This is a genomic window from Pseudomonas aegrilactucae (assembly GCF_019168305.1).
Classification (GTDB): Bacteria; Pseudomonadota; Gammaproteobacteria; order Pseudomonadales; family Pseudomonadaceae; genus Aquipseudomonas; species Aquipseudomonas aegrilactucae.
In genome coordinates this window covers 175,457-196,103 of sequence record NZ_JAHTBI010000001.1, presented here as the reverse complement: position 1 = coordinate 196,103, position 20,647 = coordinate 175,457, and the positions used below count along the sequence as shown (strand labels likewise).

13 protein-coding genes and 1 pseudogene are annotated in these 20,647 nt (G+C 65.0%); 6 read left to right on the top strand and 8 right to left on the bottom strand.

Going from position 1 to position 20,647, the window contains the following annotated elements:
* The 3 genes and pseudogenes from KUO17_RS00930 to KUO17_RS00920 all read right to left on the bottom strand — a co-directional run.
* A pseudogene (locus tag KUO17_RS00930) lies at positions 1–83 on the bottom strand (hydrolase); the annotation flags it as partial.
* Positions 84–312: 229 nt separating this feature from the next.
* The gene (locus tag KUO17_RS00925) at positions 313–2,127 is read right to left on the bottom strand and encodes a M48 family metalloprotease (protein ID WP_217973174.1); all 1,815 of its coding nucleotides are present in this window, start codon (positions 2,125–2,127) and stop codon (positions 313–315) included.
* A gap of 4 nt (positions 2,128–2,131) precedes the next feature.
* Positions 2,132–4,132 carry a DUF4034 domain-containing protein gene (locus tag KUO17_RS00920; protein WP_255263330.1) on the bottom strand — a complete coding sequence of 667 codons (2,001 nt, stop codon included), beginning with the start codon at positions 4,130–4,132 and terminating at the stop codon, positions 2,132–2,134.
* A 173-nt stretch (positions 4,133–4,305) separates the two neighbouring features.
* On the opposite strand from KUO17_RS00920, the gene KUO17_RS00915 reads away from it, so the two are divergent.
* On the top strand, positions 4,306–5,736 hold the full coding sequence (locus tag KUO17_RS00915; RefSeq protein ID WP_217973172.1) for a mechanosensitive ion channel family protein: 1,431 nt from the start codon (positions 4,306–4,308) through the stop codon (positions 5,734–5,736).
* Positions 5,737–5,747: 11 nt separating this feature from the next.
* Here the strand turns inward: KUO17_RS00915 and amaA are convergent, their stop codons facing one another.
* A complete protein-coding gene (gene amaA, locus KUO17_RS00910) occupies positions 5,748–7,034 on the bottom strand; it encodes an L-pipecolate oxidase (RefSeq protein ID WP_217973171.1) in 1,287 nt (428 codons plus the stop codon).
* 138 nt (positions 7,035–7,172) lie between these two features.
* Positions 7,173–8,663, bottom strand: coding sequence for an L-piperidine-6-carboxylate dehydrogenase (gene amaB / locus KUO17_RS00905; RefSeq protein WP_217973170.1), 1,491 nt, complete (start codon positions 8,661–8,663; stop codon positions 7,173–7,175).
* A gap of 138 nt (positions 8,664–8,801) precedes the next feature.
* On the opposite strand from amaB, the gene KUO17_RS00900 reads away from it, so the two are divergent.
* Together KUO17_RS00900 and hglS are read left to right on the top strand one after the other, a co-directional pair.
* On the top strand, positions 8,802–9,701 hold the full coding sequence (locus KUO17_RS00900) for a LysR family transcriptional regulator (protein WP_217973181.1): 900 nt from the start codon (positions 8,802–8,804) through the stop codon (positions 9,699–9,701).
* A 96-nt stretch (positions 9,702–9,797) separates the two neighbouring features.
* A complete protein-coding gene (gene hglS / locus KUO17_RS00895; protein WP_217973169.1) occupies positions 9,798–11,198 on the top strand; it encodes a 2-oxoadipate dioxygenase/decarboxylase HglS in 1,401 nt (466 codons plus the stop codon).
* Positions 11,199–11,287: 89 nt separating this feature from the next.
* Here the strand turns inward: hglS and KUO17_RS00890 are convergent, their stop codons facing one another.
* Together KUO17_RS00890 and KUO17_RS00885 are read right to left on the bottom strand one after the other, a co-directional pair.
* Entirely contained in the window at positions 11,288–13,273 is a 1,986-nt protein-coding gene (locus tag KUO17_RS00890; protein WP_217973168.1) for a methyl-accepting chemotaxis protein, read from the bottom strand.
* Positions 13,274–13,425: 152 nt separating this feature from the next.
* Entirely contained in the window at positions 13,426–14,370 is a 945-nt protein-coding gene (locus tag KUO17_RS00885) for a LysR substrate-binding domain-containing protein (protein ID WP_217973167.1), read from the bottom strand.
* Positions 14,371–14,521: 151 nt separating this feature from the next.
* Between KUO17_RS00885 and KUO17_RS00880 the strand changes: the two genes are divergently transcribed.
* Positions 14,522–15,907 (top strand): NorM family multidrug efflux MATE transporter, encoded by a 1,386-nt coding sequence (locus KUO17_RS00880; RefSeq protein WP_217973166.1) that lies wholly within the window; start codon positions 14,522–14,524, stop codon positions 15,905–15,907.
* Between the two features lie 110 nt (positions 15,908–16,017).
* Here the strand turns inward: KUO17_RS00880 and KUO17_RS00875 are convergent, their stop codons facing one another.
* Positions 16,018–17,682 carry a putative bifunctional diguanylate cyclase/phosphodiesterase gene (locus KUO17_RS00875; RefSeq protein WP_217973165.1) on the bottom strand — a complete coding sequence of 555 codons (1,665 nt, stop codon included), beginning with the start codon at positions 17,680–17,682 and terminating at the stop codon, positions 16,018–16,020.
* A gap of 266 nt (positions 17,683–17,948) precedes the next feature.
* Here KUO17_RS00875 and rep point away from each other — a divergent pair, with 266 nt between their 5' ends.
* Both rep and KUO17_RS00865 read left to right on the top strand, forming a co-directional pair.
* On the top strand, positions 17,949–19,958 hold the full coding sequence (gene rep, locus KUO17_RS00870; RefSeq protein ID WP_217973164.1) for a DNA helicase Rep: 2,010 nt from the start codon (positions 17,949–17,951) through the stop codon (positions 19,956–19,958).
* A 64-nt stretch (positions 19,959–20,022) separates the two neighbouring features.
* A complete protein-coding gene (locus KUO17_RS00865) occupies positions 20,023–20,595 on the top strand; it encodes a xanthine phosphoribosyltransferase (protein ID WP_163941856.1) in 573 nt (190 codons plus the stop codon).
* The last annotated feature ends 52 nt before the right edge of the window (positions 20,596–20,647 follow it).

The following is a 20,647-nucleotide window of genomic DNA, read 5'->3' as shown; positions in this document are numbered from 1 at the left end:
AGCGACAGCAGGCCAGCCTGATGGTCGACCAGCAGTACGGCAGCGTCATCTTTGTTCAGGCGGTTGTATTTGAATGCGGTCATGGTCGTGCTCCAGAAGGTGGTTTGGTTTCGAATCAGTGGGGTGTTTCGCGTTGTTGAGTAAAGATTAAAACCAAGACCTTTGGTGCGCTAGATAGCGAAAACTGGATTTAGCGTTCTATTTTGTGAACGATTGTCACGTGGCAAATCGACCACTTTCGAGCTACCGACTCAGAAGCGTTGTCTCGAAGGGATCGGGGAACAGGCGGGCCAGAGCGGCCCGCCAGAAGGGTTACACCAACGCGCTCAAGCGAAGCCGCGCCGCTTCCGAGCAGTGCACCAGGCGTGCATCGCCCGTCGACAGCATGACCGCTTCCACGTCCAGCCGAATGCGCGGCAGCAGGCGATTGAGCAAGTGCTGGCAATCACGTTGCACGTAGTCAGGCTCACCGGTCAGGCGCCTGATCACCCGCGATGTCAGTGAAGACGCGCTCAGCACCAGCAGCACATAACGCCGGGCCCCGGCCTCACGCACCAGCCACACGCCAGTGGCCAGGCTGAACAGCGGCGCCAGGGTTTCGATCAGGTTGTTGCGCTCCACCGGCACCAGGTCGTGGGCGATCCACTCGCCCTCTTCCCCCTCGGCACTACCTGCACGCTGAAGGGCATCGGCCTCACGCCGGTAGTGCTGCGCCGCAGCACGATCATCGCTGCGCAGGGCCAGCACGCTCAGCTTGCGCAAGCTGTGCAGTTGCAGTGCACCAGGCTGCTCGGCCACCTGCCGCCACAACGCCACGGCCGCCTCTGTTCTGCCAGCCAGCACATGACACTCGGCCAACTGGTAGCGCAGCGCCGGTGTATCAGGTGCCTGGCGCAACGCCTCCTCCAGCAGCGTCATCGCTTCTTCGCCGGCCATGTCGAGGGTGCGGTACAACCAGGCAAGGCGCGCGATCTCCTCGCTGGTCAAGGCGCGCAGGCGTCGCTTGCGCAGCAGGTCATGCTGCTCGGCCACCCGTGCCGCCTGCGCCTCACGCGCCCGCTCGCAGCACCGCGCATTGTCCTCGGCGCGTTGCGCGTCCAGGCGCTGCGCCAGGCCCAGGTGCTGCTCGCCCAGCCAAGCTTGCGCCGCACTTGGCTGGCTGCGTTGCCACACCAGCGCTGCGTCGGGCTGATCCGGCGCACCGCCCAGGGCGGCCAGGCGGTCGCTCAACGCCGGGTGCGTGTCGGTGTCGTCGGTCTCGCGGCACAACGCGCCATGCAGCCAGCTACGCGCCTCGGCGATATCCGCGGGCAGGTCGAGCGGGCCACGCCCGGCCAAGTCCGTCAACGGTGTGGTGCTGCCCGCCAGAAACACCGACGGCCAGAACGACTGGTCCATGGCCCGGTCCTGCAGGGCCAGCCCCACCAGTGCCTCGCGCATCGCCTCGACGCCGCAGGCGCGGGCCGCCTCGGCATCGGCCTGGTACTCGCAGCGCCTGGCGAAGTCAAGGCTCAGTGCCAGAAAGCGCGGCACATACCAGCCCACGAACAGGCGCAGCGGCGCACTCGAGAGCGAGCGGTGCAAGTCCAGCCGCTCGCCGGCCGCCTTCCATTGCAAGCGCGCGAAATACACCCGGCTGGCGTAGCGCCCATGGCTATGGGCGATGTGCGCGCACTCGTGCGCCAGGATCGCGGCGCACGCCTGGGGCGACAGGGTGTCGAGCAGCGGCAGGCCCAGCCACATCACGTTGCGGGTCTTGCGGCCCAGTACATGGTGCTGGCGAATGCTCGCGTTGAACTCGTCGTTGAGGTACACCGCGTCCAGCGGCGGTGCTCCCAGTGCCAGGCGAATTCGCTCGATCTGCTCGAACAGCTGCGGCGCATCCGCCGCCTCCAGCGCGATGCCATCTTCGCTGGAGTCTGCACGGACGGTGAACGGCACCTTGAGCATGCTGACGCCAAACAGCGCGGCAGGCAGGGTCAGGAACCCCACCACCAACCCAGCCACGCCGTGCCACCACAGGTACATCAACAGCGGCAACGCACACAGCAGCACGCCGACTCCCAGCAGAAACCCGTTGCCCAGCAGCAGCCAGGCACGGATGCGCAAACGTTGCAGTGCGTCCATCAGCTTACTGCGCCGGCTTGGGTGGAAGGTCCTCTGCGCCGACCTTGCCGCGGCCCAGGAACGCGCCCACAGACGTAACGAGTGTCTTGACCAGGCTGTGGGAGTTGAGCACCTCGTATTGGACTTCCTGAATGCCTTCGTTATCCGGTGCCTGGTTTACCCCATGCTGTGCCCACTCCATCGCGGCAAAGCGACTTTTCGTCACCCCGCGACCGTGCAGGTAAGCCAGTGCAATCTCGGCACAGGTGCGTGCCGCCACCCAGTCGTCATCGCAATCCACCAGCGAACGCAGGTACTGCACGCCGGTTTCCTGTTCTTCGACAGTGCCGTAGTCGCGCAGCAGGATGCCGATGCGGATACGCGCGCGAAGCTCGGCCTTCGACGACTCTCGGGCGCCTTCGAACAGTTGCACCACCTCATCGAAGTGGGCGCGCACGGTCATGTCCAGCTCGTCGTCGAACAGCTTTCTCCAGGCCAGGTTGAACATGCTTCGAGGGCAACCCTGCTGCGCGCCCTGCTGCAGCCAGCGAAGGTTCTCGGCGTCATCCAGGTAGCGCTGCGGTACATCGTCCAGCCGTCCGCTGTGGATCTCATGCAGGAAGAAGGCGGCACCCGGCAGGCCACGCTCGGCCCATTGCAGGGCCAGGTAGTAGCTTTCGTCATGATGGCCGCCCCACCATACGCGTGCGGGCAGGCTGACGATGTCCAGGCCGGTTTCGCCCAGGTCGCGCAGACCGAGCACCTGAGCACGCTCGAGCAGGTCGGCAACCTGTTGCGGCTGCTTGTCGAAGCCCCACAGGCCGAACTGGTGACCGAGCGCCTTGATCGCCAACGGCACGCCATGCTCGTTCATGGCGCACATGCGTTCCACGGCGGTCCTGAACGCACCCGTCTCGTCGGCCATGTTGTTGACCACCACGAGGTGGAGGAAGGCGCCGAACGGCCCCTCGATCTGGCGATAGTAGCTGCCCTCGGGAAATGCCTGCACGCTGGCGACGTGCATTTGCATCGAACGCGTGGGGTTGTCCAGCGAATACGCGCAAAAATGCGCAAAATCGCCCAGCGCGCAACCTCGGTAAAAGGGCAGCAGATCGCGCTCAAGCCAGGCTTCGTAGTCGGCCAGGACCTCGCGCGCCGCGTTGAACTCCTCCTTGGCCGGGAAATACTCGTGGATGTCAGAGAACGCTACCCAGCGAATCACATTGCGCTGCGCCTCGTTCAGCGCGGCGCACAGCGGGCCGGTGGCAAAGCCTTCGATGTCTTCATGGCTGCCGCCCCAGCGCGGCAGCAGGTAGTTGGCGTAGCTCTGCAACGCCTCCAGGCAATCCGCACGCCAGCCAATCACCCGGTGCAGCCAGTAATCCTGGCCCTGGTCCAACTCGTGCGCTTCACGCTGTGGCAAGCCCGCCGGCAACGCCTCGGGGGCCTCCTGCAAAGGCACCAGGCCATAGCGCGCCAGGTGCTCCACCGCCATCTCCAGCAACTCGGGGTCCTGATCGTCGCTGGCCATGCGCCTGGCTGGCTGGCCACGGAACAATTCATTCAACCATGCCGGCTCACGAAAGTGCGCGCACAGTTCCATCAGGGTGACACCGGCCGCCACCGGCCGCGGCGAGCGCTCGATGGCTGCCAGCAGGTGCGTGGCCGACAGCTCGCACGCCAGCGCAGCCCCCAGCCAGCAGTCTTCGGTCACGCTGTCGGCCCAGCCGGTGCCACGGATGTTGCCCGCGCGACCGAAGCAGAAACTGCCCATGAACAGACGCGGGTGGAAGGCATCCGGGCAGGCGGCTATCCAGGCTTGAAAAAAACGCGCAATGTCGCTGGCCGGGGTCACACTGAAATCGAACAGCGTGCCCGTGCGGGCAGTGTCGAGATAATGGTGGCTGCCAGGCGCGGCGATTGCCCACTCAGCCTCAAGGGTGTCGAAGTAGCGATTCAGTTCATCGAACGATTCGGTACGAACCCATTCACGAAGTTGCAGGCGAATTTGGGGGATGTTCTGCAAAGGGGGCACCCTTAAGTCCATTTAGTGAGCGCGGTCGCGCGAAAAGGCATTCATGATGGCGGTGAAGGCTAATCGACACTACTGATTGGATCCAGTCCTATCAAAAAAAAGTGTTGTTGATAATGGCTTTCAACCTGCCTTTACTGGCAGTAGCCCACCCGACCGAGACCGGCATGCTCACATTCCTTCACACCTACCCCTTGCTGCTCAGCGCCAGCCTGTTGCTGATCGACCTGCTGGTGTGGCGGGCGATCCCGCTGCAGCGGCGCAACTGGCGCATCGCCGCACGTCTGGTGGCGTTCATGCTGTTCAGCGCGGTGCTGATCAGCGCCGGCATGAGCCCGCTGCAACCGGCGCCGTGGGCCGACGACGTGGCACGCAACCTGATGGCCACGGTGCTGGAAATTGCCTGGTGGCTGTTCGCCGCACGCACCCTCACCGTGGTGCTCGGCCTGATGCTGATCGCCCGCAGCGGCCACACCGGGCGCCTGTTGCAGGACGTACTGGGGGCACTGATCTTCCTGGTGGCCATCGTCGCCGCCGCAGCCTACGTCATGCAGTTGCCGGTCAAGGGCCTGCTGGCCACCTCCGGGGTGATGGCGATCGTGATCGGCCTGGCCTTGCAGAGCACCCTGAGCGACGTGTTCTCAGGCATCGTGCTGAACACCACGCGGCCGTACCAGATCGATGACTGGATCTCCATCGACGGCACCGAAGGCAAGGTGATCGACATCGACTGGCGCGCCACGCGCCTGCTCACCGGCAACGGCAGCATGGCGGTGATTCCCAATTCGGTGGCAGCCAAGGCCAAGCTGCTCAATTTCAGCCGCCCCAGCGATGTGCACGGGGTCTCGATCAGCGTGGTGGTGCCAGCCCAGGTACGCCCGCGGCGGGTGCTCGATGCGCTGGAAAAAACCCTGCAGGGCAGCAGTGCACTGCTGGCCACGCCCGCACCCAAGGTGACGATCAAGGCCACCACGCTCGAATCGGTGGAGTACGAAGCCAGCGGTTTCGTCAGCGACATGGGCAAGAAAGGCGAGGTGCGCAACCTGCTGTTCGACCTGGCCCACCGCCACCTGCAGGCCGCCGGCGTGGTGTGGAATGCTGACAGCACACCGCGCCCGTGGAGCCGCCAACGCAGCCTGCTCGAAGACGTGCGCATCTTCCGCTCGCTCGGCAACGACGAAAAGGACAGCCTCAGCCAGCGCATGGTGCCGGTGGAGTACCTGGCCGGCCAGGTGATACTGGGCGTCGGCGACGCCAGCCCGCACGTGCTGGTGATCGGCACCGGCGTGGTCTCGGCGGCGATTCGCGATGGCGACAGATCGGTGGAAGCCGGGCGCATGGGCCCGGGCGAAGTGCTGGGGGTCGAGGGCCTGCTCGATGGCGAGTCGTCCTATGCCGAGTTTCGCAGCCTGAGCAGTTGCCTGCTCTACCGCATCGACAAGGACGATGTGCGCAGTTGCCTGGAACAGCGCGGCGAAGTGAAGGCTGCGCTGAGCAAGCTGGCGCGCTTTCGCCAGCAGGCCAGCCAGTCACTGCTGCTGCAGAAACCGGCAGCCATCAAGAAAGGTGGCTTCCTCAGCTGGCTGCACAACAAGTGATCCCATAGCGGTTACAGCAGCACGCGCAGGCATTGGCCGGCGTGGTACAGCGAGAAGCCGGTTTCGTAGACACCGGTGCGCAGCAACGGCGCCGACACCGGTTTCATCGGCGCGAACGGGAGAGGCAGCGCGTCCGGGTTGTCGTGCAGCAGATACTGCGCGAAAGCCTTGCCGATCACCGTGCCGGTGGTGTTGCCGCGGCCGTTGTAGCCGGTGACCGCGACGATGCCCGGCGCCGGCTCGAACAGACGCATCAGGTGGTCGGGGGTGAAGTCGATGCAGCCGGTCCAGTGCATCTCCCAGTCGACCTTGCCCAGTTGCGGAAAGTAGTGGCTCTGGATGCGGTCGGCCCAGCTGCGCACGAACCACGCCGGCTTGTTGTCGACCCGGCCCATGCTGCCCAGCAGCAGGCGGCCCTGGTCGTCGCGACGGATGCTGCTGAGCACCGTGCGCGTGTCCCACGAGCCCTGGCCATGCTTGAGCACATTGTCGGCCGCCGCGCCGTGCAGGGGTTTGGACGCCACCTGGTAGTAATAGCCACGGAAGTAGTGCTTTTGCAGGTCGGTCCAGTCGCCTTCGGTGTAGGCGCCGGTGGAGATCACCACCTTGTCGGCGCTGACCGCGCCCTGCGCGGTTTTCACCTGCCAGCCGCTGCCTTCGCGGGCCAGCCCGGTCACGCCGGACTGTTCGAACAGGTGCCCGCCCAGGCGCCGCACGGCAGCGGCCAGACCACGGGTATAGCCCATCGGGTTGAGGGTGCCGGCGCGGCGGTCGAGCAGCGCGGCGGAAATCTTGTCGGTACCGCAGTACTCCTGGCATTGCGCGCCGGTCAGCAGTTGCACATCGGCACCGCGTCGGCTCCATTGCTGGTGACGCGACTGCAGGTCGGCCACGCCACTGGCGTTGTGCGCCATGTGCAGGGTGCCTTCGTTGCGTGCCTGGCAATCGATGCCCAGGCGCTCGATCAGCGCGAACACCTCGGCCGGTGCCTCGCCAAGTACCTTGTTCAGGCGGCTGCCCTGTTGCTGGCCCAGGGTGGCCTCGACATCGTCGGGGCGGATCCAGGTGCCGGCGTTCACCAGCCCGACGTTGCGCCCCGAGCCACCATGGCCAATGACACGGGCCTCCAGCAGCACCACGGACTTGCCTTGTTCGAGCAGGTGGATGGCGGCCGACAGGCCGGTGATGCCACCGCCGATCACGCACACATCTGCCTTGATCTCGGCCGCCAATGCCGCGGCGGGCGCCGCAGGCGGGGTGACGAACTCCCACAGACATTCTTGACGCAGGTCGGTCATGGCCGGCTCCGTTGGTTGGCCTTGGATTGGCGGTGTGCCCTTCGCTGGCAAGCCAGCTCCCACAGGTATCCCACTGCTTCCAAGGCCAGTGAAAACCCTGTGGGCGCTGGCTTGCCAGCGAAGAGGCCGACGCGGTGATCAGTCGAACACGATGCCCTGCGCCAGCGGCAGCTCGCGCGAGTAGTTCACGGTGTTGGTCTGACGGCGCATATAGGCCTTCCACGAATCGGAACCCGACTCACGGCCACCGCCGGTTTCCTTCTCGCCACCGAACGCGCCACCGATCTCTGCACCGCTGGTGCCGATGTTGACGTTGGCGATACCACAGTCACTGCCCGCCGCACTCTGGAAGCGCTCGGCCTCACGCAGGTCGGTGGTGAAGATGCACGAGCTCAGGCCCTGTGGCACTTCGTTGTTCAGGCGCAGCGCTTCATCGAATTCGTCATACGCCAGCACGTAGAGAATCGGCGCGAAGGTCTCGTGGCGCACCACCTCGGTCTGCCCAGGCATTTCGACAATCGCCGGGGTCACGTAGTAGGCATTCGGGTACTGCTGCTGCAACTGGCGCTCGCCGCCGAACACGCTGCCGCCTTCATCACGTGCACGTGCCAGGGCGTCCTGCATGGCGGTGAACGAGCCCTTGTCGATCAGCGGGCCGACCAGGTTGTCCTGGCGCGGATCACCGATGCGCACCTTGGCGTAGGCAGCCTTGACCCGCGCGACCACTTCATCCTTGATCGAACGGTGCACGATCAGGCGACGCAGGGTGGTGCAACGCTGCCCGGCAGTACCCACGGCGCTGAACAGGATGCCGCGCACGGCCAGGTCCAGGTCGGCACTCGGCGCCAGGATCATCGCGTTGTTGCCACCCAGCTCCAGGATGCTGCGGCCGAAACGTGCAGCCACACGCGGGCCGACTTCACGGCCCATGCGGGTGCTGCCGGTAGCGCTCACCAGCGGCACACGCGGGTCGTCGACCAGTACCTGGCCAGCGTCACGGTCACCGATGATCAGTTGCGCCAGGCCTTGCGGTGCTTCACCAAAGGCTTTCAGGGCTTTTTCGAACAGTGCCTGACACGCCAGGGCGGTCAGCGGGGTCTTTTCGGACGGCTTCCAGATCACCGCGTTGCCGCACACCAGGGCCAGCGTGGTGTTCCACGCCCAGACGGCGACCGGGAAGTTGAAGGCGCTGATCACGCCGACCACGCCCAGCGGGTGCCAGGTTTCACGCATGTGGTGGCCGGGGCGCTCGGACGCGATGGTCAAGCCGTACAGCTGGCGCGACAGGCCTACAGCGAAGTCGCAGATGTCGATCATTTCCTGCACTTCGCCCAGGCCTTCCTGGGTGATCTTGCCGGCTTCGATCGAAACCAGCTCACCCAGTTGCGCCTTGTGCTCACGCAGCACTTCGCCAAACAGGCGGATCAACTCACCGCGACGCGGGGCCGGCACGTTGCGCCAGGCCAGGAAGGCCTGTTCGGCCTGTTCGATCTTGCCCAGTACCTGAGCCTTGGACTCCAGGTGCACCGAGGCGATTGCGCTGCCGTCGATCGGGGTGTGAACGGGATGGTTGCCATCGGTGTAGGCAGAGGCCGGTACACCCAGGCGGGCGAGCAATCCATCAACCATTTTCTTCTCCTGCAAGGCGGTGAGTGGTTGTAATTGGTGATGGGATCAGTATTAATCCGATCACTCTGGCGCTACAAACGACCTTTATTCTGCACATCATTCCGCCAGGTAATGGTTCGACGGATGAGTACGACCGCTATGTCCAAACGTCTGGTGCCCTCGATGGCGGCCCTGCAATGCTTCGAAGCCGCGGCCCGGCACCTGAATTTCACCCGCGCCGCCCAGGAGCTGCACCTGACCCAGAGCGCGGTGAGCAAACAGGTCGCGCAACTCGAAGAGATGCTGCGCCACCACCTGTTCCTGCGCATCCGCCGACGCCTGCAACTGACCCCGGCCGGCGCCTTGTACCTGGCCGAGGTGGACAAGATCCTCACGCAGGTGGACATGTCGAGCCGCTATATCCTGTCCTACGGCGAGCAGACCGAAGTGCTCAAGGTGGCCACCCAGCCCAGCTTCGGCGTGCGCTGGCTGATCCCGCACCTGAAGGGCTTCGGCAAGCGCTACCCGAATATACACCTGGATATCCGCAACGAGATGGAACCCTTCGCGCTGCTGCACAACACCGCCGACGTGGTGTTCTTCTATGGCCAGGGCACCTGGCCGGGGGCTACCTGCATCGAGCTGTTCGGCGAGGAAGTGGTGCCGGTGTGCGCACCGGAACTGCTGCAGGGCCGTACCCTGAACGACGCCAGCGAGCTGGCCGAGCTGGTGCTGCTGCAAAGCACCTCGCGCCCGCAGGCCTGGCATGAATGGTTTCTGGAACAGGGCCTGCATTCGGCCAACAGCTACCATGGGCCGCGCTTCGACACCTTCTATATGTGCCTGGGCGCGGCGCAGTCCGGCTGCGGCGTGGCGCTGGTGCCGCGTTACCTGGCGGCACAGGAGCTGGCCGACGGCAAGCTGGTGATGCCCTGGCAGTACGCAATGAAGAGCAGCGGCGCGCACTTTGTGGCGTTCGCCGAGCACGCCGCCGAGGTGCCCAAGGTGCGCAGCCTGGTGGAATGGATTCGCGAGCAGGTGGCGACCCCCACATCCTGAATTGCAGGAATGACCGCTCGACTTTTTTTTCGCTTGTGCCGGGCCTGCATTCCTCGCTTTCATGTAAGGGTGATTTTTACCCTCAGGAAGCTTTCGATGCCCGCTCAAGATTTCGTCAGCCCGGACAGCATTCGCGCCCGGTTTTCCGCGGCCATGTCGCTCATGTACAAGCAGGAGGTGCCGTTGTACGGCACCCTGCTGGACCTGGTGAGCGAGATCAACCAACAGGTGATGACGCAGCTGCCCGAGGTAGCCGAGGCGCTGCGCTGGACCGGCGAGATCGAACGCCTGGACCAGGAGCGCCACGGCGCCATCCGCGTCGGCACGGCCCAGGAGCTGGCGACCATCGGCCGCCTGTTCGCGGTGATGGGCATGTCCCCGGTGGGTTACTACGACCTCAGTTCGGCCGGCGTGCCGGTGCACTCCACCGCGTTTCGCGCGGTGCATGAACAGTCGCTGCACGTCAGCCCGTTTCGCGTGTTCACCTCGCTGCTGCGCCTGGAACTGATCGACAACCCGGCGCTGCGTGAACTGGCCGCCTCGATCCTGGCCAGGCGGCAGATCTTCACCCCGCGGGCGCTGCAACTGATCGCACAGTTCGAGACCGACGGTGGCTTGAACGCGCAGGATGCCGAAGCGTTCGTCAATGAAGCCCTGCACACCTTCCGTTGGCACCACGACGCCACGGTGACCGCCGAGCAATACCGGCAACTGCACGATCAGCACCGCCTGATTGCCGACGTGGTGGCGTTCAAGGGCCCGCATATCAACCACCTGACGCCGCGCACGCTGGATATCGACGCGATTCAGCTCGGCATGCCGACCAAGGGCATCCCACCCAAAGCCGTGATCGAGGGCCCGCCACCGCGCCGTTGCCCGATCCTGTTGCGCCAGACCAGCTTCAAGGCCTTGCAGGAGCGTGTTGCGTTCACCGACCAGCAGGGGGCCGAGGGCGGCAGCCATACCGCGCGCTTTGGCGAGATCGAGCAGCGCGGCGCGGCGCTGACGCCCAAGGGGCGTGTGCTGTACGACCAGTTGCTGGATGCGGCGCGGGCCGACCTGGGCGGCGTGCCGGCCGAGGCCAATGCCGAGCGTTACATGGGCTTGCTGGGCAAGCGCTTCGAGGCGTTCCCCGATGACCTGGCGCAGATGCGTGAACAGGGGCTGGCGTACTTTCGCTATTTCCCGACCGAGCGTGGCTTGAGCGCACGGGCAGCGGCTGCGCGACCAACCTCGCTGGACGCGTTGATCGCGGCCGGGCATGTGCACTTCGAGGCGCTGGTGTACGAAGACTTCCTGCCGGTAAGTGCGGCGGGGATCTTCCAGTCGAACCTGGGCGAAGGCGCGCAGAGCGAGTACGGCAGCAATGCCAACCGCGCCGCGTTCGAACAGGCGCTGGGCAAGGCTGTGCAGGATGAGCTGGCGCTGTATGCCGAGAGCGAGCGGCGTTCGCTGGCAGCGTGTGCGCAGGCACTGGACCTGCCTGGGCTGATTTAAAAGCTTCGCTGGCAAGCCAGCTCCCACAGGGGCAGGGTGACCCTGAGTGTGGGAGCTGGCTTGCCAGCGAAGGGGCCCTTCAGCGCACCTCAGTGCCCTACCTGAAAGCGCCCCACTTCCGCGCGCAACTGCCCCGCCAGACTTTCCAGCTCACGCGCCGTGGCCGCCAGGTTGGCCGCCACTTCACGCTGCTCGCTGTTGGCCAGGGCAATGCTCTGCAAGTTGCTGCTGAGCATCGTCGCGGTACTGCTCTGTTCCTGGGTCGCCGTGGTGATCGCGGCAAACTGCTGCCCCGCCGAACGGCTCTGCTCGTCGATGCGCGCCAGCGCCTCGGCCACCTTGGCATTGCGCTGCAAGCCATCCTCCATCAAGCGGTTGCCCTGCTCCATGGTGCTGATGGCATTGCCGGTTTCCTGCTGGATGCTGCCGATCATGCCCGAGATCTCGTCGGTGGCCTCACGGGTGCGCGCCGCCAGGTTGCGCACCTCGTCGGCCACCACCGCGAACCCACGCCCCTGCTCGCCCGCCCGCGCGGCCTCGATGGCCGCGTTGAGTGCCAGCAGGTTGGTCTGCTCGGCAATCGAGGTAATGGTGCCGACAATGCCGCCAATCTCCTGCGAACGCATGCCCAGGGTGTCGATCACCTTGGCCGTGCTGCCCAGCGCCTGGGCAATCTGCTGCAGCGAGGTCGAGGCTTCGTCCATCGACGCACGGCCGATGCGCGTCTGCTGCGCATTGTCCTGGGCCATGCGCTCGGTGCTGCCCATGTTGTCGGCGATGTTCAGCGAGGTGGCACTGAACTCTTCCACGGCACCGGCCATGCTGGTGATCTCGCCCGACTGCTGCTCCATGCCTTCGCACGCCCCCGACGACAGCCCCGCCAGCGCCTGGGCGCGCTGGCTGACCTGCTGCGAGGCATCCCGAATGTGCAGCACGGTGGTCGCCAGCGACTCGCTCATCTGGTTGAAGCTGCGCGCCAACTGGCCGATTTCATCGTGGCTGGACACCTCCAGGCGAGCGCCCAGGTCACCAGCACCGAGGGCTTCGGCCTGGCGCACGAGGTCGGCCAGCGGGCGCAGCTTGCGACGCAGCAGCCACAAGGTAGCACCCACCGCCAGCACCATCGACAACAGGCTGCCGATTGCCAGGCGCGCGCCCACGCTCCAGGTCACGGCGCGAATCTCCGCCTTGGGCATGCTCGCCAGTACCGTCCACGGGCCGCCGGCAAACGGCATGGCCACGCTGTAGAGGTCTTCGGCACCGTCATTCCAGAAGCGCCCCTCACCCGCATGCGTGGCAAACCCGGCCAGTTGCCGGGCAGCCTGCTCAGGGTCCTTCACGCCGGCCGGCGCCACCAGCCAGCGCTGCTGCTCGTCCAGCAACGCCAGCGAGCCCGTCTGGCCGATACGGAAACGCTTGAGGTTGTCGAACTGGGCGTTCTGCGCATCGGTGTAGTCAAAGCCGACGAACAGCACCGCGATCACCCGCCCGCCGCTGTCGCGCACCGGGGTGTACTGAGTCATGTACGAGCGCTCGAACAGCAGCGCCCGGCCCACGTACGGCTGCCCCGCCATCAGGCGTGCATAGGCCGGGTGCTGGCGGTCGAGCAGGGTGCCGATGGCACGGCTGCCGTCCTGCTTGGTCAGCGAGGTGCTGATACGGATGAAGTCCTCACCGCTGCGCACGAATACCGTGGCCACCCCGGCGGTCATCTGACGAAACTCGTCGACCTCGCTGAAGTCGTTGTTCAGTACATGTTCGCCCAGGGACAGCCCCGGCGTGGCGACGCCCGCCACCGTCACGGTCGTGTCGGCCTTGAGCTGCAGGCCGCCGGCAAAGCGTTTTTCGAACAGCCCGCTCAGGCGCTGGGTGCTGTCGCGCAGGGTGCTATGGAAGGTATTGAGCTGGTCGGCCAGCAGGCGCGCTTCACTGGCCAGGTGTTCCTGGCGGGTGATCAGGTTGGCGCTGTCGAGCGAGCGCAGGGCAAACAGGGTACTGCCGGTAATCACCACCGCCAGCACGGCGGCCAGGGCGATACCGAGCTGCGACGCAATTCGGGCACGGGGTTGGGACATGGGAGCTCCTGGATCGGGGCCGGGATCGTCCTGATCGCGCTGCACCGTCGGCAAGGGGAAGTCGGAGCCATTCTATTCGTGGCTCTCGAACCACTGATTCGGCGGCCGTGCGAATTACTTGAGCGTGTCACAGGGATATTCTGCGCAAACGGTCATTCGCCGATATTGAGTGCTGTTACCCCCAGAATATCTACCTCTGGCAGCGTCATGGCCTGCACTTCGCCTTGCAGGAAGTCGCCAAGACGACGCAGGCGTTCGCCGCCCGAGCGGGTCGCTGGCCACACCAGATAGTAGTTCAGGCCACTGGCGACCGCCGTGGGCCACGGCAAGCTCAGGCGGCCCTGGGCCACGTCTTCGGCGACCATCAGCAAATCGCCTATCGACACGCCATAGCCGCGCGCGGCGGCGATCATGCCCAGCTCCAGAGTGTCGAACACCTGCCCGCCCTTGAGCGAGACCTGCTCGGTGAGCCCCATGTGCGCCAGCCAGCTGCGCCAGTCGCGCTTGTCGGGCGTGGGGTGCAGCAGCTCGCAGGCGGCCAGGCGCTGCGCGTCCAGCGCAGGTTCGCTCAGCAGGGTGGGCGCACCCACCGGAATCAGCAGTTCCGGGAACAGCAGGCTGACCTGCCAGTCGGGCGGGAAATGCCCGTCGCCCAGCAACACCGCGCAATCGAAAGGCTCGTGGTTGAAGTCGACATGGTCGACGTCCATCCACGCACTGGTGAGCTGAACCTCATTGCCTGGCTGCAGATGACGAAAGCGGCTCAGGCTCGCCAGCAGCCAGCGCATGGTCAGGGTCGACGGCGCCTTCATGCGGATCACACCGTCTTCGCTGTGCAGGGTATTGCACCCACGCTCCAGTGCGGCAAACCCTTCACGCACGCCGGGCAGCAGCAGGCGCGCGGCTTCGCTCAGTTGCAGGGTGCGCCCGCTGCGCACGAACAGCCGGCAGGCAAAGTGCGCTTCCAACGTGCGGATGTGCCGGCTGACGGCGCTCTGGGTTATCGATAACTCATCCGCCGCGCGGGTGAAGGAGCTGTGCCGCGCAGCAGCCTCGAAGGCCCGCAAGGCATACAGAGGCGGCAAACGACGTGACATGCGCGGTTACTCCGAGGGTATGCAAAACGCTTGGGGCGATCATACTCGCATGAGTTTTACTCATGCCAACCATCGTTTTTATCCTTTTGTGCCGCTGCCGCCAACCCCCCAGAATTGCGAGCTTGCCCCACCCTTATCCAGGAGCTGTGTCATGCAGGCTGCGCCCTTTACCGAACTCAAGGCACTGCTACGGCTTGCCGGGCCGCTGATCGCCTCGCAGTTGGCGCACATGCTGATGCTGCTCACCGACACCCTGATGATGGCCAGGATCAGCCCCGAGGCACTGGCCGGCGGCGGGCTGGGTGCGGCCAGCTATTCGTTCGTGTCGATCTTCTGCCTGGGCGTGATCGCCGCCGTCGGCACCCTGGTCGCGATTCGCCAGGGCGCAGGCGACAACCCCGGCGCCACGCGCCTGACCCAGGCGGGGCTGTGGCTGGCGTGGGGCATGGCGATCGTCGCCGCGCTGGTGCTGTGGAACCTGTCACCGGTGCTGCTGATGCTGGGCCAGACGCCAAGCAACGTAGCGTTCGCCAGCCAGTTCCTGCTGGTGCTGCCGCTGGCCCTGCCCGGCTACCTGAGCTTCATGGCCTTGCGCGGTTTCACCAGTGCGCTGGGGCGTTCATCGCCGGTGATGGTGATCAGCCTGGTCGGAACGCTGGTCAACTTTCTGCTCAACTATGCGCTGATCGAAGGCATGTTCGGCCTGCCCAGGCTGGGGCTGATGGGCATTGGCCTGGTGACCGCGCTCGTGGCCAATGCCATGGCCGTGGCCCTGGCGCTGTACATCCGCCACCACCGGGCGTACGCCGCGTTCCCGATTCGCCAGGGCCTGGGCCGGCCCCACCTGCCGGCCCTGCGCGAGCTGTGGCGCCTGGGGTTGCCGATTGGCGGCACCTACACCGTGGAGGTCGGGCTGTTTGCCTTTGCCGCGCTGTGCATTGGCACCATGGGTACCGCCGACCTGGGCGCGCACCAGATCGCGCTGCAGATCGTCTCGACCGCGTTCATGATCCCGGCCGGCCTGTCGTATGCGGTGACCATGCGCGTAGGGCTGCACTACGGTGCCGAGCGGCTGCTGGCGGCACGCCAGGCCGGGCGTGTGGGGATCGGCTTTGGCGCGGCCATGATGCTGGGCTTTTCGCTGCTGTTCTGGCTGATGCCCGAACCCTTGGTGGGGCTGTTCCTGGACCGTGACGACCCGGCCTTCGCCGAGGTGATCCGCATGGCGGTGAGCCTGTTGATGGTGGCGGCGTGGTTCGAGCTGTTCGACGGCATCCAGACCATCGCGATGGGCTCGATTCGCGGGCTCAAGGACGCCAAGACCACGTTTCTGGTGGGGCTTGGCTGCTACTGGCTGATCGGCGCGCCGGCAGCGTGGGTGTTCGCCTTCCCGCTGGGCGGCGGTGCGGTCGGGGTGTGGTGGGGGCTGGCGCTGGGGCTGGCCTGTGCGGCGGTGGGGCTGACGCTGGCGTTTGAATGGCGGATGAAGCGGATGCTGGGCAGCTCGCCGGTAGCACAGGCCTCGGCACAACCTTGAGGGCCGCTTCGCTGGCAAGCCAGCTCCCACAGGGATAGCACTGCTCTTGAGGCCTGTGATGTTCCTGTGGGAGCTGGCTTGCCAGCGAAGCAGACGACCCAGGCCAGCGCTCAGAGCGCTACAGCGCCCTGCCCTGCGCCACGCACCAGGTACTCCACCAGTTGCTCGATCGGCAGCGGCCGGCTGATCAGGTAACCCTGCACCTGGTCACAGCCAAAGCTGCGCAGCAACGCCAGTTGCTCCGGCGTCTCGACCCCTTCGGCCACCACCTCCAGGTTGAGGTTGTGCGCCAGGTTGATCATGGCGTGTACCAGCTTGCGGTTCTCTTCGCGCTGCTCCATGCCGCCGACAAAGCTGCGGTCGACCTTGAGCAAGGCAATCGGCAAGCTGTTCAGGTGCACGAACGACGAAAAGCCGGTGCCGAAGTCATCCAGCGAAAAGCGCACGCCCAACCGCCCCAGCGCATCCATGGTCTGCTTGACCAGGTCGTTGCGCCGCATCACCGCGGTTTCGGTCAGCTCGAACTCCAGCCAGCGCGCATCCACCCCGCGCTCCACGATCAGACGCCCCAGCGTTGCCAGCAGCTGGCTGTCCTGGAACTGGCGAAACGACAGGTTGACCGCCATGTGCAACGGCGCCAGGCCCTGCTCGCGCAACGCCTGCATGTCACGCAGCGCCCGCGAGATCACCCAGTACCCCAAGGGCACGATCAACCCGCTCTGCTCGGCCAGCGGCACGAACTCGCTGGGCGCCAGCAACCCGCGTTCGTGATGGCGCCAGCGCACCAGCGCCTCCAGGCCGACGATGCGTCCATCGGCCAGGTCCAGGCGCGGCTGGTAATGCAGCTCCAGTTCGTCACGGCGCAACGCCCGGCGCAACTCGCTTTCAAGGTCGGCCAGGCTGCGCGCGTTGCGGTTGATGCGTTCGTTGAAGATGTGGAAGGTGCAGCCCTGGGTGCTCTTGGCCTGCTGCATGGCAATGTGCGCATGCCACATCAGGGGGTCGGCCCCCGCTTGCGCCCGTGCATGCGCCACGCCCAGGCTGCAGCCCAGCAGCAGGCTCTCGCCGTCGATCCAGTAGGGTTCGGCCAGCGCCTCGGTGATGCGCTCGGCCATCCACTCGGCGCGTTGCGGCTCACGCCGGGTATCGATCAGCAGGGCAAATTCGTCGCTGCCCAGGCGCGCGACCTGGTCGCCCGCTTCCAGCTGGTTCTTGAGCCGGCCGACCACCTGCAGGATCAGGCGGTCGCCGGCCTGGTGGCCGAGGGCGTCGTTGGCGTAGCGAAAGTTGTCAAGGTCCAGGTGCCCGAGCGCCACGCCTCGGCCTTCGTTCTCGGCCAGGCGCGCCGTCAGCAGGGTCTGAAAACCCTGGCGGTTGGCGATGCCGGTGAGCGGGTCCTGTTCGGCCAGGCGATGCAGGGTGGCTTCAAGCACACCACGCTCGCGCACATGGCGCAGGCAACGGCGCAGCATGTCGGCGTTCAGTTGGTCGCGCACCAGCCAGTCGCTCACCCCAGGCGGTGCCTGCAGCGGCTCCTGCTCCAGCAGCAACACCATCGGCAAGTCACAGCGACCAGGGGCCGGCTGGCGGTCCGGGGTGGCCAGTACCAGTGCATTGCGCTCACGCGCAAACAGGCTGTCGACCGACTCCCAGCTCGGTGCAGTCACCAGCACGGCGCCGCTTGCCAGTGATGGCAGGCATTGCTCAAGGGCTGCAGCCCATTCTGGGCCCTCGGCCAGCAGGAGCAGACGCAACGGTTCGACAAGCGTAGACAAGCTGGCTCCTTAGTACGAGAACGCAGTCAATGACGGTTAAGAACGAGATGCTTGATCCTAAACCATTAAATGTAAATGGTTTTCACTTTAACTCGTGACATTCCATCGTCGTGTTCCCGCAGCATTTCGCCACGCATCCTGCGCGAAAGTAGCAAAACCGGCAAATTAAGATCGCGTGCTGCGTCACACTGTCAGACGGTCGCGGCACAATTGCGCTGCGCCTGCTAAAATGCCCGGCTATTTTTCAGCGACCTCCGGTTAACGTCATGTCCCGACTCAACCCCCGGCAACAGGAAGCCGTGAGCTACGTCGGCGGCCCTCTTTTGGTGCTCGCCGGTGCTGGCTCCGGCAAGACCAGCGTGATCACGCGCAAGATCGCCCACCTGATCCAGAACTGCGGCATCCGTGCCCAGTACATCGTCGCCATGACCTTTACCAACAAGGCCGCGCGCGAGATGAAGGAGCGCGTCGGCACCCTGCTGCGTGGTGGTGAGGGGCGCGGCCTGACAGTGTCGACCTTCCACAACCTTGGTTTGAACATCATTCGCAAGGAGCATGAACGGCTGGGCTTCAAACCGGGTTTCTCGATCTTCGACGAGACCGATGTGAAGGCCCTGATGACCGACATCATGCAGAAGGAGTATTCCGGGGACGACGGCGTCGACGAGATCAAGAACATGATCGGCGCCTGGAAGAACGACCTGATCCTGCCCCCCGAGGCGCTCGAAAACTCGCGCAACCCCAAGGAACAGACCGCCGCCATCGTCTATGCGCACTACCAGCGCACGCTCAAGGCGTTCAATGCGGTGGACTTCGACGACCTGATCCTGCTGCCGGTCAAGCTGTTCCAGGACAACGCCGACGTCCTCGAAAAATGGCAGAACAAGGTGCGCTACCTGCTGGTGGACGAATACCAGGACACCAACGCCAGCCAGTACCTGCTGGTGAAGATGCTGATCGGCACGCGCAACCAGTTCACCGTGGTGGGCGACGACGACCAGTCGATCTACGCCTGGCGCGGCGCACGGCCGGAAAACCTGATGCTGCTCAAGGATGACTACCCGTCGCTCAAGGTGGTGATGCTGGAGCAGAACTACCGCTCCACCAGCCGCATCCTGCGCTGCGCCAACGTGCTGATCTCGAACAACCCGCATGCGTTCGAAAAGCAGCTGTGGAGCGAGATGGGCCATGGCGACGAGATCCGCGTGATCCGCTGCAAGAACGAGGAAGCCGAGGCCGAGCGCGTGGCCATGGAAATTCTCAGCCTGCACCTGCGCACCGACCGCCCGTACAGCGATTTCGCCATCCTCTACCGCGGCAACTACCAGGCCAAGCTGATCGAGCTGAAGCTGCAGCACCACCAGATCCCCTATCGGCTCTCAGGCGGCAACAGCTTCTTCGGCCGCCAGGAAGTCAAGGACCTGATGGCGTACTTTCGCCTGCTGGTCAACCCGGACGATGACAACGCCTACCTGCGCGTGATCAACGTGCCGCGCCGCGAAATCGGCTCCACCACCCTGGAAAAGCTCGGCAACTACGCCACCGAACGCAAGGTGTCGATGTACGCCGCCAGCGAGGAGCTGGGCCTGGGCGAGCACCTGGACAGCCGCTTCACCGACCGCCTGCAGCGCTTCAAACGCTGGATGGACGGGGTGCGCGAGCAGGTCGCACTGGAGGACCCGATCGCCGCGCTGCGCAGCATGGTGACCGACATCGACTACGAGAACTGGATCCGCACCAACAGCTCCAGTGACAAGGCCGCAGACTTTCGCATGGGCAACGTCTGGTTCCTGATCGAGGCGTTGAAGAACACCCTCGAAAAGGACGAAGAAGGCGGCATGACCATCGAGGAAGCCATCGGCAAGCTGGTGTTGCGCGATATGCTCGAACGTCAGCAGGAAGAGGAAGACGGCGCCGAAGGCGTGCAGATGATGACCCTGCATGCCTCCAAGGGCCTGGAGTTCCCCTACGTGTTCATCATGGGCATGGAAGAGGAAATCCTCCCGCACCGCTCCAGCATCGAGGCTGACACCATCGAAGAGGAACGCCGCCTGGCCTACGTGGGCATCACCCGCGCGCGTCAGACCCTGGCCTTCACCTTCGCCGCCAAGCGCAAGCAGTACGGCGAGATCATCGATTGCGCGCCCAGCCGCTTCCTCGATGAACTGCCCGATGACGACCTGGCCTGGGAAGGCATGGACGATACACCCACGGAAGTCAAAGCCGTGCGCGGCAATACGGCCCTGGCCGATATCCGCGCCATGCTCAAACGCTAGATATAATCCACCTTTGCCCTGGCGTGCTGCCGGGGCCTTTTGGCTACATCGAGGAATTACACCAGTGGAAGCACTGCACCAGAAGATTCGCGAAGAAGGCATCGTGCTTTCCGATCAGGTTCTCAAAGTCGATGCGTTTCTCAACCATCAGATCGACCCTGCGCTGATGCAACTGATTGGCGACGAATTCGCCCGTCGGTTTGCGGATGCGGGCGTGACCAAGATCGTCACCATCGAAGCCTCGGGCATTGCCCCGGCGGTGATGACCGGTTTGAAGCTGGGCGTGCCGGTGATTTTCGCGCGCAAGCACCAGTCGCTGACCCTGACCGAGAACCTGCTGGTGGCGTCGGTGTACTCGTTCACCAAGCAGACCGAGAACACCGTGGCGATTTCGCCGCGTCACCTGAACAGCAGCGACCGCGTACTGGTGATCGACGACTTCCTGGCCAACGGCAAGGCGTCGCAGGCGCTGATCTCGATCATCAAGCAGGCCGGCGCGACCGTGGCCGGGCTGGGTATCGTGATCGAGAAGTCGTTCCAGGGCGGGCGTGCCGAGCTGGACAGCCAGGGCTACCGCGTTGAGTCGCTGGCGCGGGTCAAGTCGCTGGAAGGCGGTGTGGTCAGTTTCATCGAGTAAGACCGCACGGGCCTCTTCGCTGGCAAGCCAGCTCCCACAGGTACAGTGCAGA